A 17122-nucleotide genomic window follows, 5' to 3' on the forward strand; every position below is an offset into this window, starting at 1 on the left:
AACGTATTTACAATGGGAAAAGCACTTTCAAGAAGAAATCTCCTTAAAACCTTGGGCCTTGTTACTGGAGGTATATTAACCATGCCTTTACATGGTTTTGCCGAAACATCGATACGATTGCACCTACCCGATCCAAAAAAGTATCCTGCTCCAATAAAACCAGTTACCGCTATTACACTAGGCGCTGGAAATCGTGGTAATGTATATGGTAATTATGCCGTTCAATATCCAGAACATTTAAAAATTGTAGGAGTTGCAGACCCCATTGATATAAGAAAAGAACGCTATAGTGAAAAACACGCTATTCCTGCCGAAAATAGATTTGTAACCTGGGAAGATGTTTTTAAACGTCCCAAATTTGCTGATGCCATCATCATTTCTACACCCGATAATTTGCATTATGGGCCTTGCATGAAAGCGCTGTCAATGGGTTACGATATTTTACTAGAAAAACCAATTGCACCCACTGAAAAAGAATGTCGAAAAATATTGGCTTTAGCCAAAAAAACAAACCGTATCGTGGCGGTATGTCATGTATTGCGTTATTCTCCTTATTTTATTAAAGTAAGAGAGCTCATCCAAAAAGGATCAATTGGAGAACTAATTAGTATTCAACATCTCGAACCGATTCAGCATATCCATATGTCTCACAGTTATGTACGTGGCAACTGGCACAATAGTAAAGAAACTACCCCTATCATTCTGGCCAAATCCTGCCATGATCTTGATATTTTGCGATGGTTGGTAGGCAGTTCTTGTGAAAAAATAACGGCTTTTGGTGACTTAAAATGGTTTAAAAAAGAAAACACTCCTGTAGGCGCAACGCCTCGTTGTACGGATGGATGTGCAATAGAAAAAGAATGCCCGTATAGTGCTTTGAAAATTTACTACCGAGACAGACAGCGAACCCATGTATTTGACCTTCCTACCGAAGTAGAAAAACAAGGAGAAGCTATATTAGATCGCCTGAAAACTACTAATTACGGCCGTTGTGTGTACCAAATGGACAACGACCAACCCGATCATTACACTACCAACCTTCAATTTTCTAATGGCGTTACAGCAGCATTTAGCATGGAAGCGTTTACCTCTTATGAAGGAAGACGCACCCGTGTCATGGGAAGTCATGGAGATATTGTTGGGGACATGTCGCAATTTACATTAACTAACTTTTTGACGGGCGAAAAAACCGAATGGCAACAGAACAGTGATGCCCACGGTGGAGGCGATTGGAATTTAGTTTCCGATTGGATACAAGCCGTATCGCAACAAAATGCAGGTTTACTATCTTCCTCTATAGACGCCTCAGTGGAAAGTCATATTATTGGGTTTACCGCCGAAAAAAGCCGCTTAAAAGGAACAGTAGAAAAGGTGGTCTTATAAAGGTTAAATTGGCTTATCTCCAGTCGTTCATTAGAGAAAGCCATTACTAAAAACATTTCATTAATTCACTAGTTGAAAAAGCTGCACACCATCCTTTTCTAAAATAAAACCTACATGGAACTACAAAAAAAAAGATACCTATCATTAGATATTTTTAGGGGTCTAGATATCGCCCTTATGATCATTGTTAACTCACCAGGCAAAAGCGCCACTACTTTTGCCCCCTTATTGCACGCCAAATGGCATGGATTTACACTTACTGATTTGGTCTTTCCTACGTTCCTTTTTATTGTAGGGAATTCAATTAGTTTAAGCATGAATAAATACAGCCATTTATCTGATAAAGTGTTTTTAACTAAAGTATTAAAACGGACAGTACTACTCTTTCTACTTGGGTTTTTAATGTATTGGTTTCCGTTTTTTGAAAATGGCGCACTGAAACCCTTGAGTGATACGCGGATTTTTGGTGTCCTGCAAAGAATTGCTTTGTGTTATTTTTTTGGCGCTATTATTTTACGCTTTTGGAAAACCCAAGTAGCAATCATTTTTAGTATCATCGCACTGCTGTCTTATCAATTTTTGCTCTATACATTTGGTGATCTCACGCTAGAAGGAAATGCAGTATTAAAACTAGATACTTGGTTAATTGGAGCAAATCATATGTATCATGGTGACGGAATCGCATTTGATCCTGAAGGTTTGCTTAGTACCCTTCCCGCTATTGTAAACGTTATTGGTGGTTATCTTGCGGGTTCGTTTCTTCAAAAAAGCGGTCAAAATTATAATACCATTATGAAAATGGTTCTTGCGGGTATCGTTTTAATTATAATTGCCGTAGGATGGAACTCTTTTTTACCCATAAATAAAAAATTATGGACCAGTTCCTTTGTTGTGCTTACTATTGGTCTCGACCTCATTATCCTTTCAGTATTGGTTTACCTATTGGATATCTTAAAAAAGACCAAATGGACTTTCTTTTTTGACGTTTTAGGTAAAAATCCATTGTTTATTTACCTCCTTTCGGAATTGTTAGTGATCACGCTTTATCAATTTAAAATAAAAGGAGTCTCCTCCTACGATTGGATTGCAGAGAATGTTTTTGTGGCGACTCTTGGGGATTATATGGGTTCTTTGGGGTTTGCTGTTTCCATCCTGCTGACTTGTTGGATTGTGGGTTATTTTTTAAATCGAAATAAAATTTATATCAAGATTTGATTCATTTTCACTATTTGAAGAATTACAAATAGAGAATGAATCTTTTTAATAATAAAAAAGACTTTACAGCAATGTAAGGTCTTTTTTGTTTTTAAGCCATAGTGAAATCAAGACTTTAGCACGTTTAACTATAAAAGGGAAATATTTGTCGGTTGACAACTTCTACAATGATTTTAGGAAAAAAAGGCATCCAATTCGGTAACACTTCTTTTATAAAAGGTATCCTCCTTTTAAAATGGTGCCAAACCCCTATCCCACCTAACCCAAAAGTTATGAAAAAAAATTCCAAGTTTTATTACTTTTAACCTCAACTCCAATTTTAGTAATAAACCTATCTTTTAAATAAATTTTAAAATAAGGCTTTTATAAAAACCAAACCTTTACTAAATTACGTATCTAGACATACAAAACCGTACTAAAATGAAGAATCCCCTTTTCAACAAAAAATATGTAACGATTGCTTTTTTATTTTTACTTACTCTTTTTACTGCCACTAAAGCAAATGCCCATGTTGCCATAGTCGATTTAGAAGACATGTCGGCCACTGACACGGTTTTTCTATACATCAAATTGGGTTTTGAACACATTATCCCACTTGGTATAGATCACATTCTATTTGTGCTCAGCTTGTTTTTACTAAGTCCTAAATTAAAACCTGTGTTGATGCAAGCAACGGCATTTACCGTTGCGCATACAGTTACTTTAGGATTATCGATGTATCAAGTTATTAATCCGCCAAGTTATATTGTAGAACCTATCATTGCGATTTCTATCATGTATGTTGCGATGGAAAATATTTTATCCAAACAATTAAAAAAGACCCGAATAGGAATTGTATTTCTATTTGGATTAATTCACGGAATGGGATTTGCAAGTGTTCTTAGCGAATTGGGTTTGCCCAAAGAATCTTTTTTAACTTCGCTACTGATGTTTAATGTTGGCGTAGAGTTAGGGCAAATTTCAGTAATTGTTTTAGCCTATTTCTTATTAGCAAAATTCTTTGGCGATAAGCCATATTATCGCAAATACATTGTAGTTCCTGTATCTGCGGCCATATTCCTAATTGCAACCTATTGGACTATCGAACGCATATTCTTTAGCTAATACCAACTTATTGTAAGCATGTTGTTTCTACATAGATAATGACATAAAAGCTATTAAAAAGTGACTTCTATACAAATCCATCACCTTCCACAATCATTTATTTTACAAGTTAGCTCAGATTATTAAAATCCATGACGAATAAATAATTCTAAAAATGAGTGTTACTTAAATCATTCGATTTACTAAAAAACAAAAAGGAGATACTAATGATGTAAATTAGTATCTCCTTTATTATTAAAAACCTGTTTTGCTTAGCGCAAATTATTCCAATTTAGATTCTAAATCCCTGCCAATACTTGGACTCAAATCGTAGAAGTTTTCATTAGCGGCTTTAAAAAATGCTGTGGCATTATAGCCTTTTTTGCTTGCTTCCATAAGCCTACCCATATAATAAAGTTCCAATGCTTCCAATGGTTTGCCAGAAATGTGTTTTTTATAGATTGCGTTTGCTTCATCTATTTTGTTATTGTTCAATAAGGCAAATGCATACCAAGAATACGTTTGTGGCGTAGCTCTATTTTGTAATTCGGCTTTAGCCAAAGCCTCTGCTTTACCAGGGTTTTTAAGGATTCCAGTATACAATTGAATTAAATATTTATTGTACATTTTACCATAAATAGAGTCGGTAACAATTGCCTCAAATTCCTTCGCATATTTGGCTTCGGCAACTGCATCTTTTTTATGCTGTGCCACTAGAATTAGTTTGTATAACGGATCTGGAGATTTTGTTTTGGTTTGAACAAATTCGAATATTTTTGTAGCCAAGGCATCTTTACCGTCATTTACCAATGCAATCCATCCGATTCCCATTAAACTATGTAAATCAGAATTATTGATTTTTAAAGATTGTTGGTAACAAGCTAGTGCTTTATCCAATTTTCCGGCGTGTGTGTAAAGATCCCCAACATTGGACAGCGCAGTCGATTTAAGTATTGGATTGTTTTCTACAAGACTGTCTGCTTTTTCCATTCGGGAAATAGACTCCTCTAATTCTCCTAAATAATGTGCCATTTTTGATTTTCTAAATTGATAACCAAAATCTTTAGGATCTTTCATTTTATCTAGATTTGCCGTGGCTTCTTCTATATTTCCTAACTCAAAATCGACGTCAAAAGTAGTCGCATAACTTTCGGCATTTTTAATTCCAATAGCCTTAGCTTGCTTTAAATAATTTTCAGCATTTTTAAAATGATGCTGTAAAATAGCATTAGAGCTTAACGCCAAAAAGGGTCCAGCTTGTTTATTTTCAAATTTATTTTCGATATCCAAAAGTAAACTATCCGCTTTTGTAACATCATTAATATCTCCTGTTAAATGAAAACGCGCTACCAGATTTCCAGCATATCTCGATTTATTTACCATATCAAAAGCATTACCGTTAATACGACTTTGCCAAAATTGTATTTCTTTTTCATTATCTGTTATGGCTTTTGGAGTGCCATAGTTAGTAATTAAACTATCGATATACGTTTCGGCAACCAATTGCTTTTGGTTGTGTTTGCACTGTATAAATAAAAGACTACTGAATAAAAGGACGGTGATTTTTAAAATGCGCATGGTTTCTGTTTTTTTTATATACGAAAACAAAGTAATCTTGGATTGGAATCTTTGGAAAATTATGGCAATAAGCTCCTAAGTTAACTCATTTAATTTCAATAATTATACATACCAACAATCAGGTTAAAACCAAAGGACAAATGACTAAATCGAGAGTCCTAATTTAGTACTTAAACCACCTAAAAAAATAAGCTAAATTGACAAAAAGCCAGTTTTTAATTAAATAAACATCTAAAATTTACTGTTATAATTTTGTGCGTTTTTATTAAATTCGTTTTAAATTAACAATATAATTTTTATTTAAAAAAAAATTAATAAATTAGAATACTAAATTAATTTTTATGAAACGTCGCCAATTTATTCAAACTACTGCCCTATTTTCTGTAGCCTCATTCGTAAACGCAAATGAACTATTTGTCAAAAATCCACTTATCAATAAAGTAGGATTGGGATTGTTCTCTATCCCTAAAATGTTAGAAAATGACTTTGATGGAGCCTTTGCAATGTTAGCTAAAATGGGATACAAAGAAGTGGAGTGTTTTGGACCTTATGAATTCAGTACCGAAAAAGCAAAAACTTCATGGAATGCGGTTACACCACAATTAGGATTCAAAGGAAGTGGTTTCTTTAATAAAACAGCTTCTGAATTTTATAATGCAGCAAAATCAAATGGAATTAGTATTCCTTCTATGCATACTGACTTTGATACACTACTAAATAATATGGGCCCATTGGCGGAAGCCGCTAATTTAATAGGTGCAAAATATGTGGTACTCCCTTCGATTCCTGATGCCGAAAGAAAAACCTTGGATGACTATAAACGCACAGCTGAAAAATTCAACATAATAGGTGATCAAGCTAAGAAAGCAGGAATCCGTTTTGCTTATCACAATCATGGATATGGCTTAAACCATGTGGATGGGGTGATGCCATTGGATATTATTTTTAATCAAACTGACCCCAATTTAGTCTTTTTTGAAATGGATCTTTACTGGACAATTGCTGGTGGAGCAGATCCTGTTGAGTTGTTTAAAAAACACAAAGACAGATATAAAATGGTACATATAAAAGATATGAAAGAAGCTAAAAGATTCTCAGGAGATGGTGGTGATGCCTCCCAATGGATTAGTCTTTTTCCTTTCATGACTTCATGTGGTGAAGGTGTGCTAGATTTATCTACAATACTTACAGCCGCAAAACAAAATGGTGTTGAGCATTTCTTCGTCGAACAAGATATGGTACAATCGCCTGACATTGCTTTGAAAAAAAGTATCGATTATTTAAAAACGCTGTAATTTATTTTTATACTACTACTTTAGATCGTTTTTAGCTTCTTTTTTATTTTATAAAAAGAGATTAGACTTTTTAAAACGAATGGAGTTCTATGTCCTAATTTACAACTGAACTGATTTTTAAATTCGATACTTAAAACCCTCAAATTCAAAAATGAATGGCAATGTATTTTATTTCCTTTAGAGAAAGTACGTCTTTCTATCGGCGTTCTATAGGAAACTGTCGATTTGCATTTTAAGACTTAATTTATTGCGTATATTTATTTTTTAAATTGCAACAAATGAAACCTTTTTCAGTCAAAGACATTTCTATTTTTTCAAAAGCTTTGATCTTTTTAGGGCTGCTTATAGTTCAAAGTATGCCACTATATATGAATATTAGTTTTCCAATAGAATTTTGGTTAAAACAAACTTTCATGTATTTTATATGGATTTTAGTGTTTTATATCACTTATAAAATAATTATCCCAAAACTTTTATTTCAAGGTAAGAACGGCTTTTTTTTTATCGCAATATGCGCTCTAATAGTTTTGGTTTTAAACATTAGTGATACGTATACTTCGTTTACAAATCTTGATGTTATTTTAAACCAGCATTTTAAATTATCCAAAAAAGACAATATGCATGGTGCTTTGATTTCAAATTTAAGCGAAATCATAATAACCTTACTAATGGTGGGTGCCAGTACCGTAATAAGTGTGGCCAAAAAACTGCAAACAGAAACACAAGTGCGCCAAAATCTGGAAAAGGAGAAAGTCATTTCAGAACTCTCTTTTCTAAAATCCCAAATCAACCCACACTTTTTTTTTAATATCCTAAATAGTATTTATGCCTTAGCGGGTACCGAAAATAATCCTGCACGTGAAGCCATTTATACTCTATCTCACATGATGCGATATGTATTGTATGATACCAAAAATAATCTAACTACGCTACGTAAAGAAGTAAACTTTGTAGAAGATTACCTTAAACTGATGGAGTTGAGAATTACGGATAAAGTGCAGGTAATATTTGATAAACCAAAAAACATAAAAGATGTAGAAGTTGCGCCAATGCTATTTTTACCTTTTATCGAAAATGCCTATAAACACGGAATTAGCGGGATTTATCCAAGCTATATTTACATAGGTATTGAACAGTCGGAAAAATCTATTCAAATTGAAGTTCGCAATTCTATATTCGAAAATCAAACACTAAGTAAAGAAGAAAGTAACGGAATTGGGTTAGTCAACACCCGCAGAAGACTCGATCTAATATATCCAAACAAGTATGAATTGACAACCACCGAAGATCTAGTTCAAAAGGAATACTGTGTAACCTTAAAATTACAAATCTCATGATATTAAAATGTATTGCGGTTGATGATGAACCGCTAGCGCTACAAATTATAGTTTCATACATAGAGCAATCACCTTCCTTGTCGTTAATAGGACAATTTTCGAATGCCATTGAAGCATTAAAAACAATTCATGAGCAAGATATAGACATATTATTTCTTGACATTAGAATGCCCGACATCAATGGAATTGAACTCGCTAAAATTGTAGAACAATACCGTGTAAAAGGGAATTTAAGAATCATATTTACAACTGCTTTTGATCAATATGCGCTTGACGGCTATAAAGTAGATGCTCTTGATTACCTCCTTAAACCTTTTAGTTTTCTTGATTTCAATAAATCGGTTGCAAAGGCGCTTGGATATTTTGAACTTATTAGAAATCCAGAACAGGAAATAAGAAAATTTAGCCCTCCTATTCCCGAAGCCGAAGTAGCTTACATTTATCTAAAATTTGAATACCAACTCGTACGAATTGCTGTTGACGATATCATTTATATTGAAAGTATGAAAGATTATGTAAAAGTGTATCGACTAAGTGAAGACAAGCCTTTATTGTCTTTAACCAGTATGAAATCTCTTGAAGAAAAGCTTCCCGAAAATAAATTTATGCGCATTCACCGATCTTTCATTGTGTCTTTGGACAAAATAAAATCAGCCACTAAAAATTCTGTACAAATTGATAAAGTAACCATTACGGTAACAGATCAATACAAAGAGAATTTTATAGCATTCTTCCAAGGGTGGTCTTAAATTTTTAAAATACTAAACTTCCGTCGACGTTCTCGGTCTCTCTGTCGAATGTGCTGGTATATGTTCCTATTAAGATATTGCTTTGTACTGAATCTAAACGAATTGATTAAAACGATTCTCCGAGATTTAGAACTTAAAATATCTTAAAAATGAAAAAAATTATCCTGCTCACCGTGTTGCTTTTTTCTGCCATAGCTGTACAGTCACAAACTTTTACAGGTACATCTAGTTTAAAAGGTAAAATAACTGGTACTGTCATCGATTCGATAACAAAGGCTCCAGTAGATTATGCTTCTATAAGCATTTCTAAAATTAATTTAGACAAACCCTTAACTGGTACTTTGACCGATGCTTCTGGAACCTTTAAATTAAATGAAATTCAAGTTGGAACTTATACCCTTACCATTTCATTTATTGGCTACAAAGACAAGACTATTAAAGAAATAACTACAACTGATTCAAAATTAGATTTTGAAATTGGTGAAATAGCCTTGAGTCCTGAAACGAATACTTTGAAAGAAGTGGTAATTGTAGGAACAGCACAACAGGTAGTTAATAAAATTGATAAAATCGTTTACAACGTAGAAAAAGACCTAACAGCTGGTGGTGGTAATGCTACTGATGTATTGCAAAAAGTACCTATGGTAAATGTAGATATCAATGGAAATGTATCGATTCGTGGAGACGCAAATGTACGTGTATTAATCAACGGAAAACCATCAGGAGCTACTTCTGCCAACCTTGCGGATGTGTTGAAAACAATCCCTGCTGACCAGATTAAAAACATAGAAGTGGTTACTTCGCCTTCGGCAAAGTATGATGCAGAAGGATCTGCAGGAATCATAAACATTATTACTAAACAAAAAAGCACTTCGGGTGTAAGTGGATCTGTAAGTGGTGGTATTGGTACGAGACAAAATAACTTTAATGCCAATATAAATTACAACAAAAATCGTTTCAGCCTTTCGGCAAATGTTGGATTCAACAATGGATGGCCACAAGAATCATCATCTGAATCAACACAAGCTTTTGACAATAGTTCAGCCAAAAGTCTGCAAGTTACCAAAGGCATAAACGAAGTAAAACGCAGCGGTTTACTAGCATCCGTAAACGCTGGATATGATTTTAATACTTTCAATAGTTTGACTACTACATTTAGATATAATAAGGGAGGATTTGAGCGAACAGGTACAAATGATAATCAATTTACTGATTATATGAATGCTTCAAATAGTAGTGTTTATAAAGGAGAAAGCAGTTCTAAAAATGCATTTGGAGGATTTGATTGGAATCTAAATTATGCTCATAAATTCTCAAAAGAAGGACATGAACTTACCTTTTCATCACAATGGAGTCACAGCATTGTAGAAACTAATTATCAAAATATATACTCTAGTTTTTATACCAACCAAAAGGCGAATAATGACGGAGCAAACAATGAATACACCCTACAATTAGATTATACTTTACCAGTAACCGAAAAATTCAAACTGGAAGCGGGTGGTAAATCAATCACAAGAAGGATTTCGAGCGATTTTCAAAATTATGTTCCTGATAGTCAAAACGCATTTGTTTTTGACCCTATTAGTTCTAATTTATACAATTACAATCAAGATGTTACTTCAATCTATTCCGTGGGAACGGTAACTTTGCCTAAAGGTTTTACGGTAATGGCGGGGGCACGATTTGAAAATACAGCTATCAAAGGCGATCCTACAAATGAGCTACAAACAGATTTGAATCCGTTTACAATAAAATACGGAACCTTTATTCCTAGTTTTACTTTACAAAAAGCATTATCACAATCAGCATCATTAAAACTGACTTATAGCAAACGTATTTCAAGACCAAGCCTTACTTACTTGAACCCGTTTATCAATAAATCAAATATTCAAGCACAAACACAAGGAAATCCAACACTGGATCCTGAAATTTCTCAAACTGTAGAACTAGGGTATTCTACCTTTTCACAAAAGCGCACGATAAATATTTCGGCTTATTATAAATACACTGCCGATTTAATTGAAGGCATTGCAACACCATTGCAAGACGAAACGGGAACAATTACAAATTATCAAAATATTGGAAGCAATAAATCATTTGGAATGAGCTTTTTTGGATCTGTAAATCCGTTTAAAATTTTAACCCTACGTGGTAACTTTAATGCTTTTACTTACAAGCCAGATCCAACAGGAATTTACAGCTTAGAGCAATCAAGTAATGGAACATCCATTCAATATTCCGCATTTGTAAGTGGTACATTGCAATTAAAAAACAACATTGCAGCCGAAGCTTTTATAATCCAAAATTCGTCTAAGAAAACGCTTCAAGGAACCAGTCCCGCTTTTAATCTAATGGTTTTTGGTGTCAAAAAACAATTCTGGAATAAAGCCGCATCACTTGGTGTTAATATAGTATCTCCGTTCAAAAAAGAATTAGAATTTAAACAAGTTTCAAGCGGACAGGGATTCAGTCAAAGCAGTACCTTTAAATTCCCAATCCGTTCATTTGGACTTACCTTCAGCTATAATTTTGGTTCCATGAAATTCACTGGAGCTAAAAAGAAAGGCATCAATAATGATGATCTTAAAGAAGGAGAACAAAACAATCAAGGTGGTGGTATGCCAGCAATGAAATAAGAAAATAAGACCTGCCAGAAAACTCAAAAAGGTTTCAGAATAAGCTCCTGAAACCTTTTTTTAGTCACTTTATTATGATAAATTCATTAGCTTTTTTAATTAAGGAATTAATCTTTCTAGGCGGAGCTTTTCAAATAAATCGTAAAAAGATTCTTCAGTTCTCTGATAAACACTAAAGCCCAGTGTACGACTTTTAGACATATCAGTCATCACTTCTATGGGGCGTCCCAAGTCAAGATCCGTATGCCAAGGAGAGGCCAATCTATCTATATTTGATTCTTCAAGAGCATGTTCCAGAGCTATTTTTCCCCAAACAGGAGCTTGATTCTCCATTTGCTCTTCAAGAGGATGAATCATACCATCATAACCTATTGCCTCAATCCCGAACGAAGATGCTATTTTTCCCCACAGCCATTTCCAGCGAAAATAGTCTCCATTTACGACATTAAATGCTTCATTTTTGGCCGCTTCCGTAGTAGAAGCCCAAATTAAATGCTCTGCTAATACTCTAGCATCCGTAACATCCGAAAGTCCATTCCATTGTGCTTCTGAACCTGGCCACTGAAACGATTTTCCATTTTCTTTGCAAATGCTAGCATACACAGCAAGGGTTGTTCCTAGATTCATTAAGTTACCCACCGCTTTCCCAATAACAGTGTGCGGACGGTGAATGCTCCATGTAAAACCATCACGTGCTGCTGCGGCATAAACTTCGTCCTCTTGTGCATAGTAAAAGTTTTCTATGTCAAGACGAGGTTGTTCTTCTCTAAATGGGGTTTCGGGTAAAAATCCTTCTTTGGCGTAAGCCTCAAAAGGTCCAAGATAATGTTTCAATCCTGTAACAAGCGCTACGTGCTGCACTGATTTTTTAGAAGATAAGGCCTCTAGAAGATTTCTAACCATCAAGCTATTTACTCTTATATTTTCTGCTTCAGTATCCTGACGCATCCAACTTGTAATGTAAACATGGGTAGGAGAAACATCTTTTAAAGCTAGCTTTAAATTTTCAAGATCTAAAAGATCAGCAGCAACAGGCTGTAGATTTTCTATATCTTTTCGAGGGTTTCTGGCTAAGCCAAAAGTGATCCAGCCTCTAGCAATAAGTCTTTCTGCAAGATTATTACCTGTAATCCCTGTTGCCCCAACTATTAACGCTATATTTTTCATATTTGTGTTTTTAAATTTTGAAGTACAAAATTCGAAAACAGCCATGGAATAATATAGGACATACATCACATCTTTTTTGTGACCTATATCACATCAATGCGATAAACGACTCAATGTCTCTCTCGAAATTCCAAGATAAGAGGCTATTAAAGTTTTAGGAATACGGTGAATCAAATCTGGATATAATTGGATAAATTGCGCATATCGTTCCTCAGAATTCTTGCTCATTAACGATAGAATCCTGCTTTGAAGTGCAATATTACCAGCGGTCATTTTTTGCAAAAAGAAGAACTCCATTTTCTGTAACTCTGCGCACAGCTTTTGCCTGTTTTCAAGAGTGATGTAATACGTTTGTGCATCTTCTAAACAATCAATATTGAGTGTGGCATTTTGATTATTATAAAATCCGTGACTATCCGTTACCCACCAATCTTCCATGGCAAATTGAAGAATATGACTCTTACCCGAGTGGTCTATATAATACGATTTCAACAAACCTTTAACTACGAAATGAACATACGGAACGGGATTATCTTGCTGAACTAGATATTGATGTTTTTTATATTTTCCTATCGAAAAGTGAGAAAGCACAAATAGAAATTCATCATCCGTTAATAGTACTATTTTCTCAATATGTTGTCTTAAAATTGCTTCCATTATTTGTTTTTAAAAAACGGTATAAAAATAATTAAAAAAAGGAGACTGACTACAACTCACAATTATTGGGTTTTATTTATTAAAGGGTGACTGCTTGAAGTATAACTTGCTTTTTATTTGATAAGATACAAAATAGTAGGAATAATTAGATCATAAGCAGTAGTATTAACCGGCTTGATTTAACTATTTCGTTTTTGATTAAATATTCAAAACCATTCACCGCTTTTTCTGTTACTCAGCAAAATAATGCACAAAAGAAACTTTTATAAACGTAAAATCTACATTTGAATTATAGGTGTTAAATAAAGGAGCAGTTTTTCTCTTTTTTTATTTTAAAAATTCGATATTTACATTTAAAAATAAATAAATGATGGTACGAAGAAGATTTATAGGATCAACAGCTTTATTGGGAATTGCTGGTATTTTTGGATTTGCAAAACGACCAATTGAAAAACCTTTATTACACCATGTATTTTTTTGGTTAAAAAACCCAGAATCCGAAGCAGATAAACAACAATTAATTTCTGGTCTAAAAACCTTAGCTGCCATTCCAACGATTCGTCATATTCATGTAGGTGTTTTGGCCTCTACTGAAAAACGGGAGGTAGTAGACACCTCTTGGGATGTATCGGAACTCATGTTTTTTGATGATGAAGCGGGTCAAAAAGTATATCAGGATCACCCAATTCATCAAGCTTTTGTGAAGAACTGTTCCCATCTTTGGACCAAAGTACTTGTTTATGATTCTATTGATGTGTAACCAATGAAAATGAAATTATCATGAATGTTCTATTCTAAAAGTAGCATTACAATTGAAGTTTGAAGAATTATTTCTTGAAACCTTTCTTATAGAAAATCGTGAAGTAAATAAAACTAAAAAAAATATTTACTTGATTAAACCTTTTATAGCTTTTGAGGTCAAATAAAGAAAAATAAAAAACTATAAAAAAACCATTTACTTATGTCAAAAAAACAAAACCTTAATGCGACAATGCGCATAGTTCACCGCTATCTAGGCTTTTTCCTTGCTGGAATTATGGCTGTTTATTCCCTAAGCGGATTAGTATTAATTTTTAGAGATACTAGTTTTCTAAAACAACAAAAACAGATCGTTAAAACAGTAAAGACCAATGCTAGTGGAGAGGATTTAGGTCGTATGCTTGAGATCCGTGGTTTTAAACCAGATCGTGAAGAAGGTGACGTTGTTTATTTTAAGGATGGAACTTATAATAAAAAAACAGGAGTAGCTGACTATAAAACAGAAAGCCTTCCTGCAATTGTAGAAAAAATGACGCACCTGCATAAGGCAAGATCAGGAGAACCATTATTCTTTTTGAATGTCTTTTTTGGACTATCACTTTTCTTTTTTGTACTATCATCATTTTGGATGTTTATGCCAAAAACAACAATATTTAAAAAAGGACTATACTTTACCGCTGCAGGTATTGTATTAACCTTAATTTTATTATTTATATAGATTTAATTATTAATTCGATTACAGTTTTTATAAATAAAACAAAAGCCTGACAATGTTGTCAGGCTTTTGTTTTTAAATGATCATCGTCAACTGAATGCGTTTTCTATCCTCATCGACTTCTGTGACTTTTACCTGAACATGTTGGTGTAACTTCACTACTTCATTTACGTCGCTTACAAAGCCTGCTTTAAGCTGAGAGATATGAACTAAACCACTTTCTTTGACTCCAATATCTACAAAACAACCAAAATTGGTAATGTTGTTGACAATTCCAGGTACTATCATTCCTGATTTAACGTCTTTTATCGTTTTTACATTGGGATCAAATTCAAATACTTTAGCTGATTTTCTTGGGTCTAATCCTGGTTTTTCAAGCTCATTTATAATATCTTTCAATCCTAGTAATCCTATCTCTGGTGTGATATAATTCTCTGGTTTGATTAGGGCCGTTTTTTCTTTATTGGCAATTAAATCATTCACAGTCAATTTTAAATCTTTGGCCATTTTCTCTACAATTCCATACGATTCTGGATGAACAGCCGAATTATCCAACGGATTTTTAGGATTCGAAATTCGGATAAAAGCGACTCCTTGTTGGTATGCTTTTTCACCCAATCGAGGTACTTTCTTCAGTTGTTTTCTGTTTTCAAAAGGACCATTTTCAGATCGATAGTTCACAATGTTTTCGGCTAGCTTCTCTCCTATTCCACTCACATAACTTAGTAAATGTTTGCTCGCCGTATTGATGTTTATACCTACTGAATTCACGCAACGAATTACCGTATTATCGAGTTCTTCTTTTAGTTTATTTTGGTCCACATCATGCTGGTATTGACCTACGCCAATAGCTTTTGGGTCAATTTTTACCAATTCAGCCAATGGATCACTCAATCTTCTCCCGATAGAAACCGAACCCCGAACCGTAACATCATAATTAGGAAACTCGTCTCTTGCAATTTTAGAAGCTGAGTATACCGAGGCTCCAGCTTCGGAAACTATGAAGACTTGTACTGGTTTATCGAAAGCAATTTTCTTTATGAAGAATTCGGTTTCCCGTGAAGCAGTTCCGTTTCCTATAGAAATAGCATCAATTTTATAAGAATTCACCATCGAACGAATTTTTTTCATCGCCATCGCTTCCTCTTTTTGTGGCGCGTGCGGATAAATGGTTTCGTTGTACAACAAATCTCCTTTTTCATCCAAACAAACAATTTTACAACCCGATCTAAAACCGGGATCAATGGCTAAAATTCGTTTTTCTCCTAAAGGCGGTGCTAGTAACAACTGCCCTAGATTATTAGCAAAAACTTGAATCGAATTGGCATCCGCCTTAGCTTTTGCTTCTTGCAAAGCTTCATTGGAAATCGCTGGATTCAACAATCGTTTGTAACTGTCTTCAATAGCCAATTGTACATGTGGAGTTGCTTTATTTTGTCCTTTTAAAACCAATTCATCAATAATAGCATAGGCATCATCGATATCAACGGCCACTTTAAACTTGATAAAACCTTCATTTTCGGCACGAAGCATCGCTAATAAACGGTGTGAAGGTGCTTTCGTTAACGGCTCTGACCAATCAAAATACTGATTGAATTTTTGTGCGCCTTCCTCCTCTTTCTTGGTTTTAACTACCTTAGTTGTAATCGTCGCTTTGCGCTCGTATAAACGGCGCAATTGCTTACGAACATATATATTTTCATTAATCCATTCGGCAATAATGTCACGGGCGCCTTGTAGGGCTAAATCTTCGTTAATTATAGTATCATTCAGGTATTTTGTAGCAATAAAATCAACATCATCGTTATTTTGTGCCATGATAATTTTAGCCAATGGCTCTAATCCACTTTCGCGAGCAACATCAGCCTTAGTTTTTTTCTTCTTTTTAAAAGGCAGGTAGAAATCTTCTAATTCTTGTAAATCAAAACTTTTATCGATTTTAGCAAACAATCCTTCGTTCATAGCACCTTGCTCCATGATTGATTTTAAAATTGCTTCCTTGCGTTTTACAATCACCTCATATTCTTTTTGAAACTTGGCTATATTTTCAATTTGCACTTCATCTAGATTTCCTGTAGTGTCTTTTCGATACCTAGAAATAAACGGAATCGTACAATCTTCTTGTAAAAGTTCAACTGTTTTTTGAATGTTAATCGCTGCTGTAGCTACAAATTTGGAGATGAATTGTATGTTGTTCATTTTAATTTTTTTCGAACAGCTAAAATAATATCTTTGAGTCTTAAATTAAGTTAAATGACTCTTTTATTCTACTATTTTTTGATTATAAATGGTATTGCCTTTGTATTAACTGGTTATGATAAATATTTAGCAAAAGCACAAAAAAGAAGAATTCCAGAGAAAACTCTTTTAAGTTTTGTAGCCTTTGGAGGCACTATTGGAGCTGGAATTGCTATGTTGATTTTTAGACATAAAACGTCAAAATACTCGTTTTTATGGAAGTATTTTGGAATTCTAGTACTGCAAATTGCAATTATATATGCTTTATTCTATACTGGTTTACTAGGTCCTAAGAGTTGATCTAGTC

14 protein-coding genes are annotated in these 17122 nt (G+C 34.0%); 10 read left to right on the forward strand and 4 right to left on the reverse strand.

Features of this window, described 5'->3' with window-relative positions; translation table 11 throughout:
- The first annotated feature begins 12 nt into the window (after positions 1–12).
- From AB3G33_RS03735 to AB3G33_RS03745, 3 genes are all read left to right on the forward strand, one after another.
- Entirely contained in the window at positions 13–1383 is a 1371-nt protein-coding gene (locus AB3G33_RS03735) for a Gfo/Idh/MocA family protein (protein ID WP_367772705.1), read from the forward strand.
- Between the two features lie 114 nt (positions 1384–1497).
- Entirely contained in the window at positions 1498–2598 is a 1101-nt protein-coding gene (locus tag AB3G33_RS03740; RefSeq protein WP_367772707.1) for an acyltransferase family protein, read from the forward strand.
- A 420-nt stretch (positions 2599–3018) separates the two neighbouring features.
- On the forward strand, positions 3019–3702 hold the full coding sequence (locus tag AB3G33_RS03745; RefSeq protein WP_367772709.1) for a HupE/UreJ family protein: 684 nt from the start codon (positions 3019–3021) through the stop codon (positions 3700–3702).
- Positions 3703–3963: 261 nt separating this feature from the next.
- Here AB3G33_RS03745 and AB3G33_RS03750 read toward each other — a convergent pair whose 3' ends face one another.
- A complete protein-coding gene (locus tag AB3G33_RS03750) occupies positions 3964–5259 on the reverse strand; it encodes a tetratricopeptide repeat protein (protein WP_367772711.1) in 1296 nt (431 codons plus the stop codon).
- 341 nt (positions 5260–5600) lie between these two features.
- Between AB3G33_RS03750 and AB3G33_RS03755 the strand changes: the two genes are divergently transcribed.
- The 4 genes from AB3G33_RS03755 (at position 5601) to AB3G33_RS03770 (ending at position 11279) form a co-directional block, all read left to right on the forward strand.
- Positions 5601–6554 (forward strand): sugar phosphate isomerase/epimerase family protein, encoded by a 954-nt coding sequence (locus AB3G33_RS03755; protein ID WP_367772713.1) that lies wholly within the window; start codon positions 5601–5603, stop codon positions 6552–6554.
- Positions 6555–6832: 278 nt separating this feature from the next.
- Positions 6833–7891, forward strand: coding sequence for a sensor histidine kinase (locus AB3G33_RS03760; protein ID WP_367772715.1), 1059 nt, complete (start codon positions 6833–6835; stop codon positions 7889–7891).
- Entirely contained in the window at positions 7888–8640 is a 753-nt protein-coding gene (locus AB3G33_RS03765) for a LytR/AlgR family response regulator transcription factor (protein ID WP_367772717.1), read from the forward strand. Before AB3G33_RS03760 ends, AB3G33_RS03765 begins: the two co-directional genes overlap by 4 nt.
- A 149-nt stretch (positions 8641–8789) precedes the next feature.
- Complete coding sequence (locus AB3G33_RS03770) at positions 8790–11279, forward strand: TonB-dependent receptor (protein ID WP_367772719.1); 2490 nt, start codon at positions 8790–8792, stop codon at positions 11277–11279.
- Positions 11280–11378: 99 nt separating this feature from the next.
- Here the strand turns inward: AB3G33_RS03770 and AB3G33_RS03775 are convergent, their stop codons facing one another.
- Both AB3G33_RS03775 and AB3G33_RS03780 read right to left on the reverse strand, forming a co-directional pair.
- Positions 11379–12446, reverse strand: coding sequence for an SDR family oxidoreductase (locus AB3G33_RS03775; RefSeq protein ID WP_367772721.1), 1068 nt, complete (start codon positions 12444–12446; stop codon positions 11379–11381).
- 93 nt (positions 12447–12539) lie between these two features.
- Entirely contained in the window at positions 12540–13103 is a 564-nt protein-coding gene (locus AB3G33_RS03780) for a Crp/Fnr family transcriptional regulator (RefSeq protein WP_367772723.1), read from the reverse strand.
- A gap of 367 nt (positions 13104–13470) precedes the next feature.
- Between AB3G33_RS03780 and AB3G33_RS03785 the strand changes: the two genes are divergently transcribed.
- Both AB3G33_RS03785 and AB3G33_RS03790 read left to right on the forward strand, forming a co-directional pair.
- A complete protein-coding gene (locus AB3G33_RS03785; RefSeq protein ID WP_367772725.1) occupies positions 13471–13863 on the forward strand; it encodes a Dabb family protein in 393 nt (130 codons plus the stop codon).
- Between the two features lie 201 nt (positions 13864–14064).
- Complete coding sequence (locus AB3G33_RS03790) at positions 14065–14580, forward strand: PepSY domain-containing protein (protein ID WP_367756184.1); 516 nt, start codon at positions 14065–14067, stop codon at positions 14578–14580.
- A gap of 72 nt (positions 14581–14652) precedes the next feature.
- Here AB3G33_RS03790 and AB3G33_RS03795 read toward each other — a convergent pair whose 3' ends face one another.
- Positions 14653–16776: a Tex family protein gene (locus tag AB3G33_RS03795; protein WP_367772727.1), complete on the reverse strand. Its 2124-nt coding sequence runs from the start codon at positions 16774–16776 to the stop codon at positions 14653–14655.
- A 54-nt stretch (positions 16777–16830) separates the two neighbouring features.
- On the opposite strand from AB3G33_RS03795, the gene AB3G33_RS03800 reads away from it, so the two are divergent.
- A complete protein-coding gene (locus AB3G33_RS03800) occupies positions 16831–17115 on the forward strand; it encodes a DUF1294 domain-containing protein (protein WP_367772729.1) in 285 nt (94 codons plus the stop codon).
- Positions 17116–17122: the final 7 nt, after the last annotated feature.

Source organism: Flavobacterium sp. WC2421 (assembly GCF_040822115.1).
GTDB lineage: Bacteria > Bacteroidota > Bacteroidia > Flavobacteriales > Flavobacteriaceae > Flavobacterium.

Coding starts and splice junctions, on each gene's coding strand:
- AB3G33_RS03735 (WP_367772705.1), top strand. CDS start 13: ATGGGAAAAGCACTTTCAAGAAGAAATCTCCTTAAAACCTTGGGCCTT.
- AB3G33_RS03740 (WP_367772707.1), top strand. CDS start 1,498: ATGGAACTACAAAAAAAAAGATACCTATCATTAGATATTTTTAGGGGT.
- AB3G33_RS03745 (WP_367772709.1), top strand. CDS start 3,019: ATGAAGAATCCCCTTTTCAACAAAAAATATGTAACGATTGCTTTTTTA.
- AB3G33_RS03750 (WP_367772711.1), bottom strand. CDS start 5,259: ATGCGCATTTTAAAAATCACCGTCCTTTTATTCAGTAGTCTTTTATTT.
- AB3G33_RS03755 (WP_367772713.1), top strand. CDS start 5,601: ATGAAACGTCGCCAATTTATTCAAACTACTGCCCTATTTTCTGTAGCC.
- AB3G33_RS03760 (WP_367772715.1), top strand. CDS start 6,833: ATGAAACCTTTTTCAGTCAAAGACATTTCTATTTTTTCAAAAGCTTTG.
- AB3G33_RS03765 (WP_367772717.1), top strand. CDS start 7,888: ATGATATTAAAATGTATTGCGGTTGATGATGAACCGCTAGCGCTACAA.
- AB3G33_RS03770 (WP_367772719.1), top strand. CDS start 8,790: ATGAAAAAAATTATCCTGCTCACCGTGTTGCTTTTTTCTGCCATAGCT.
- AB3G33_RS03775 (WP_367772721.1), bottom strand. CDS start 12,446: ATGAAAAATATAGCGTTAATAGTTGGGGCAACAGGGATTACAGGTAAT.
- AB3G33_RS03780 (WP_367772723.1), bottom strand. CDS start 13,103: ATGGAAGCAATTTTAAGACAACATATTGAGAAAATAGTACTATTAACG.
- AB3G33_RS03785 (WP_367772725.1), top strand. CDS start 13,471: ATGATGGTACGAAGAAGATTTATAGGATCAACAGCTTTATTGGGAATT.
- AB3G33_RS03790 (WP_367756184.1), top strand. CDS start 14,065: ATGTCAAAAAAACAAAACCTTAATGCGACAATGCGCATAGTTCACCGC.
- AB3G33_RS03795 (WP_367772727.1), bottom strand. CDS start 16,776: ATGAACAACATACAATTCATCTCCAAATTTGTAGCTACAGCAGCGATT.
- AB3G33_RS03800 (WP_367772729.1), top strand. CDS start 16,831: ATGACTCTTTTATTCTACTATTTTTTGATTATAAATGGTATTGCCTTT.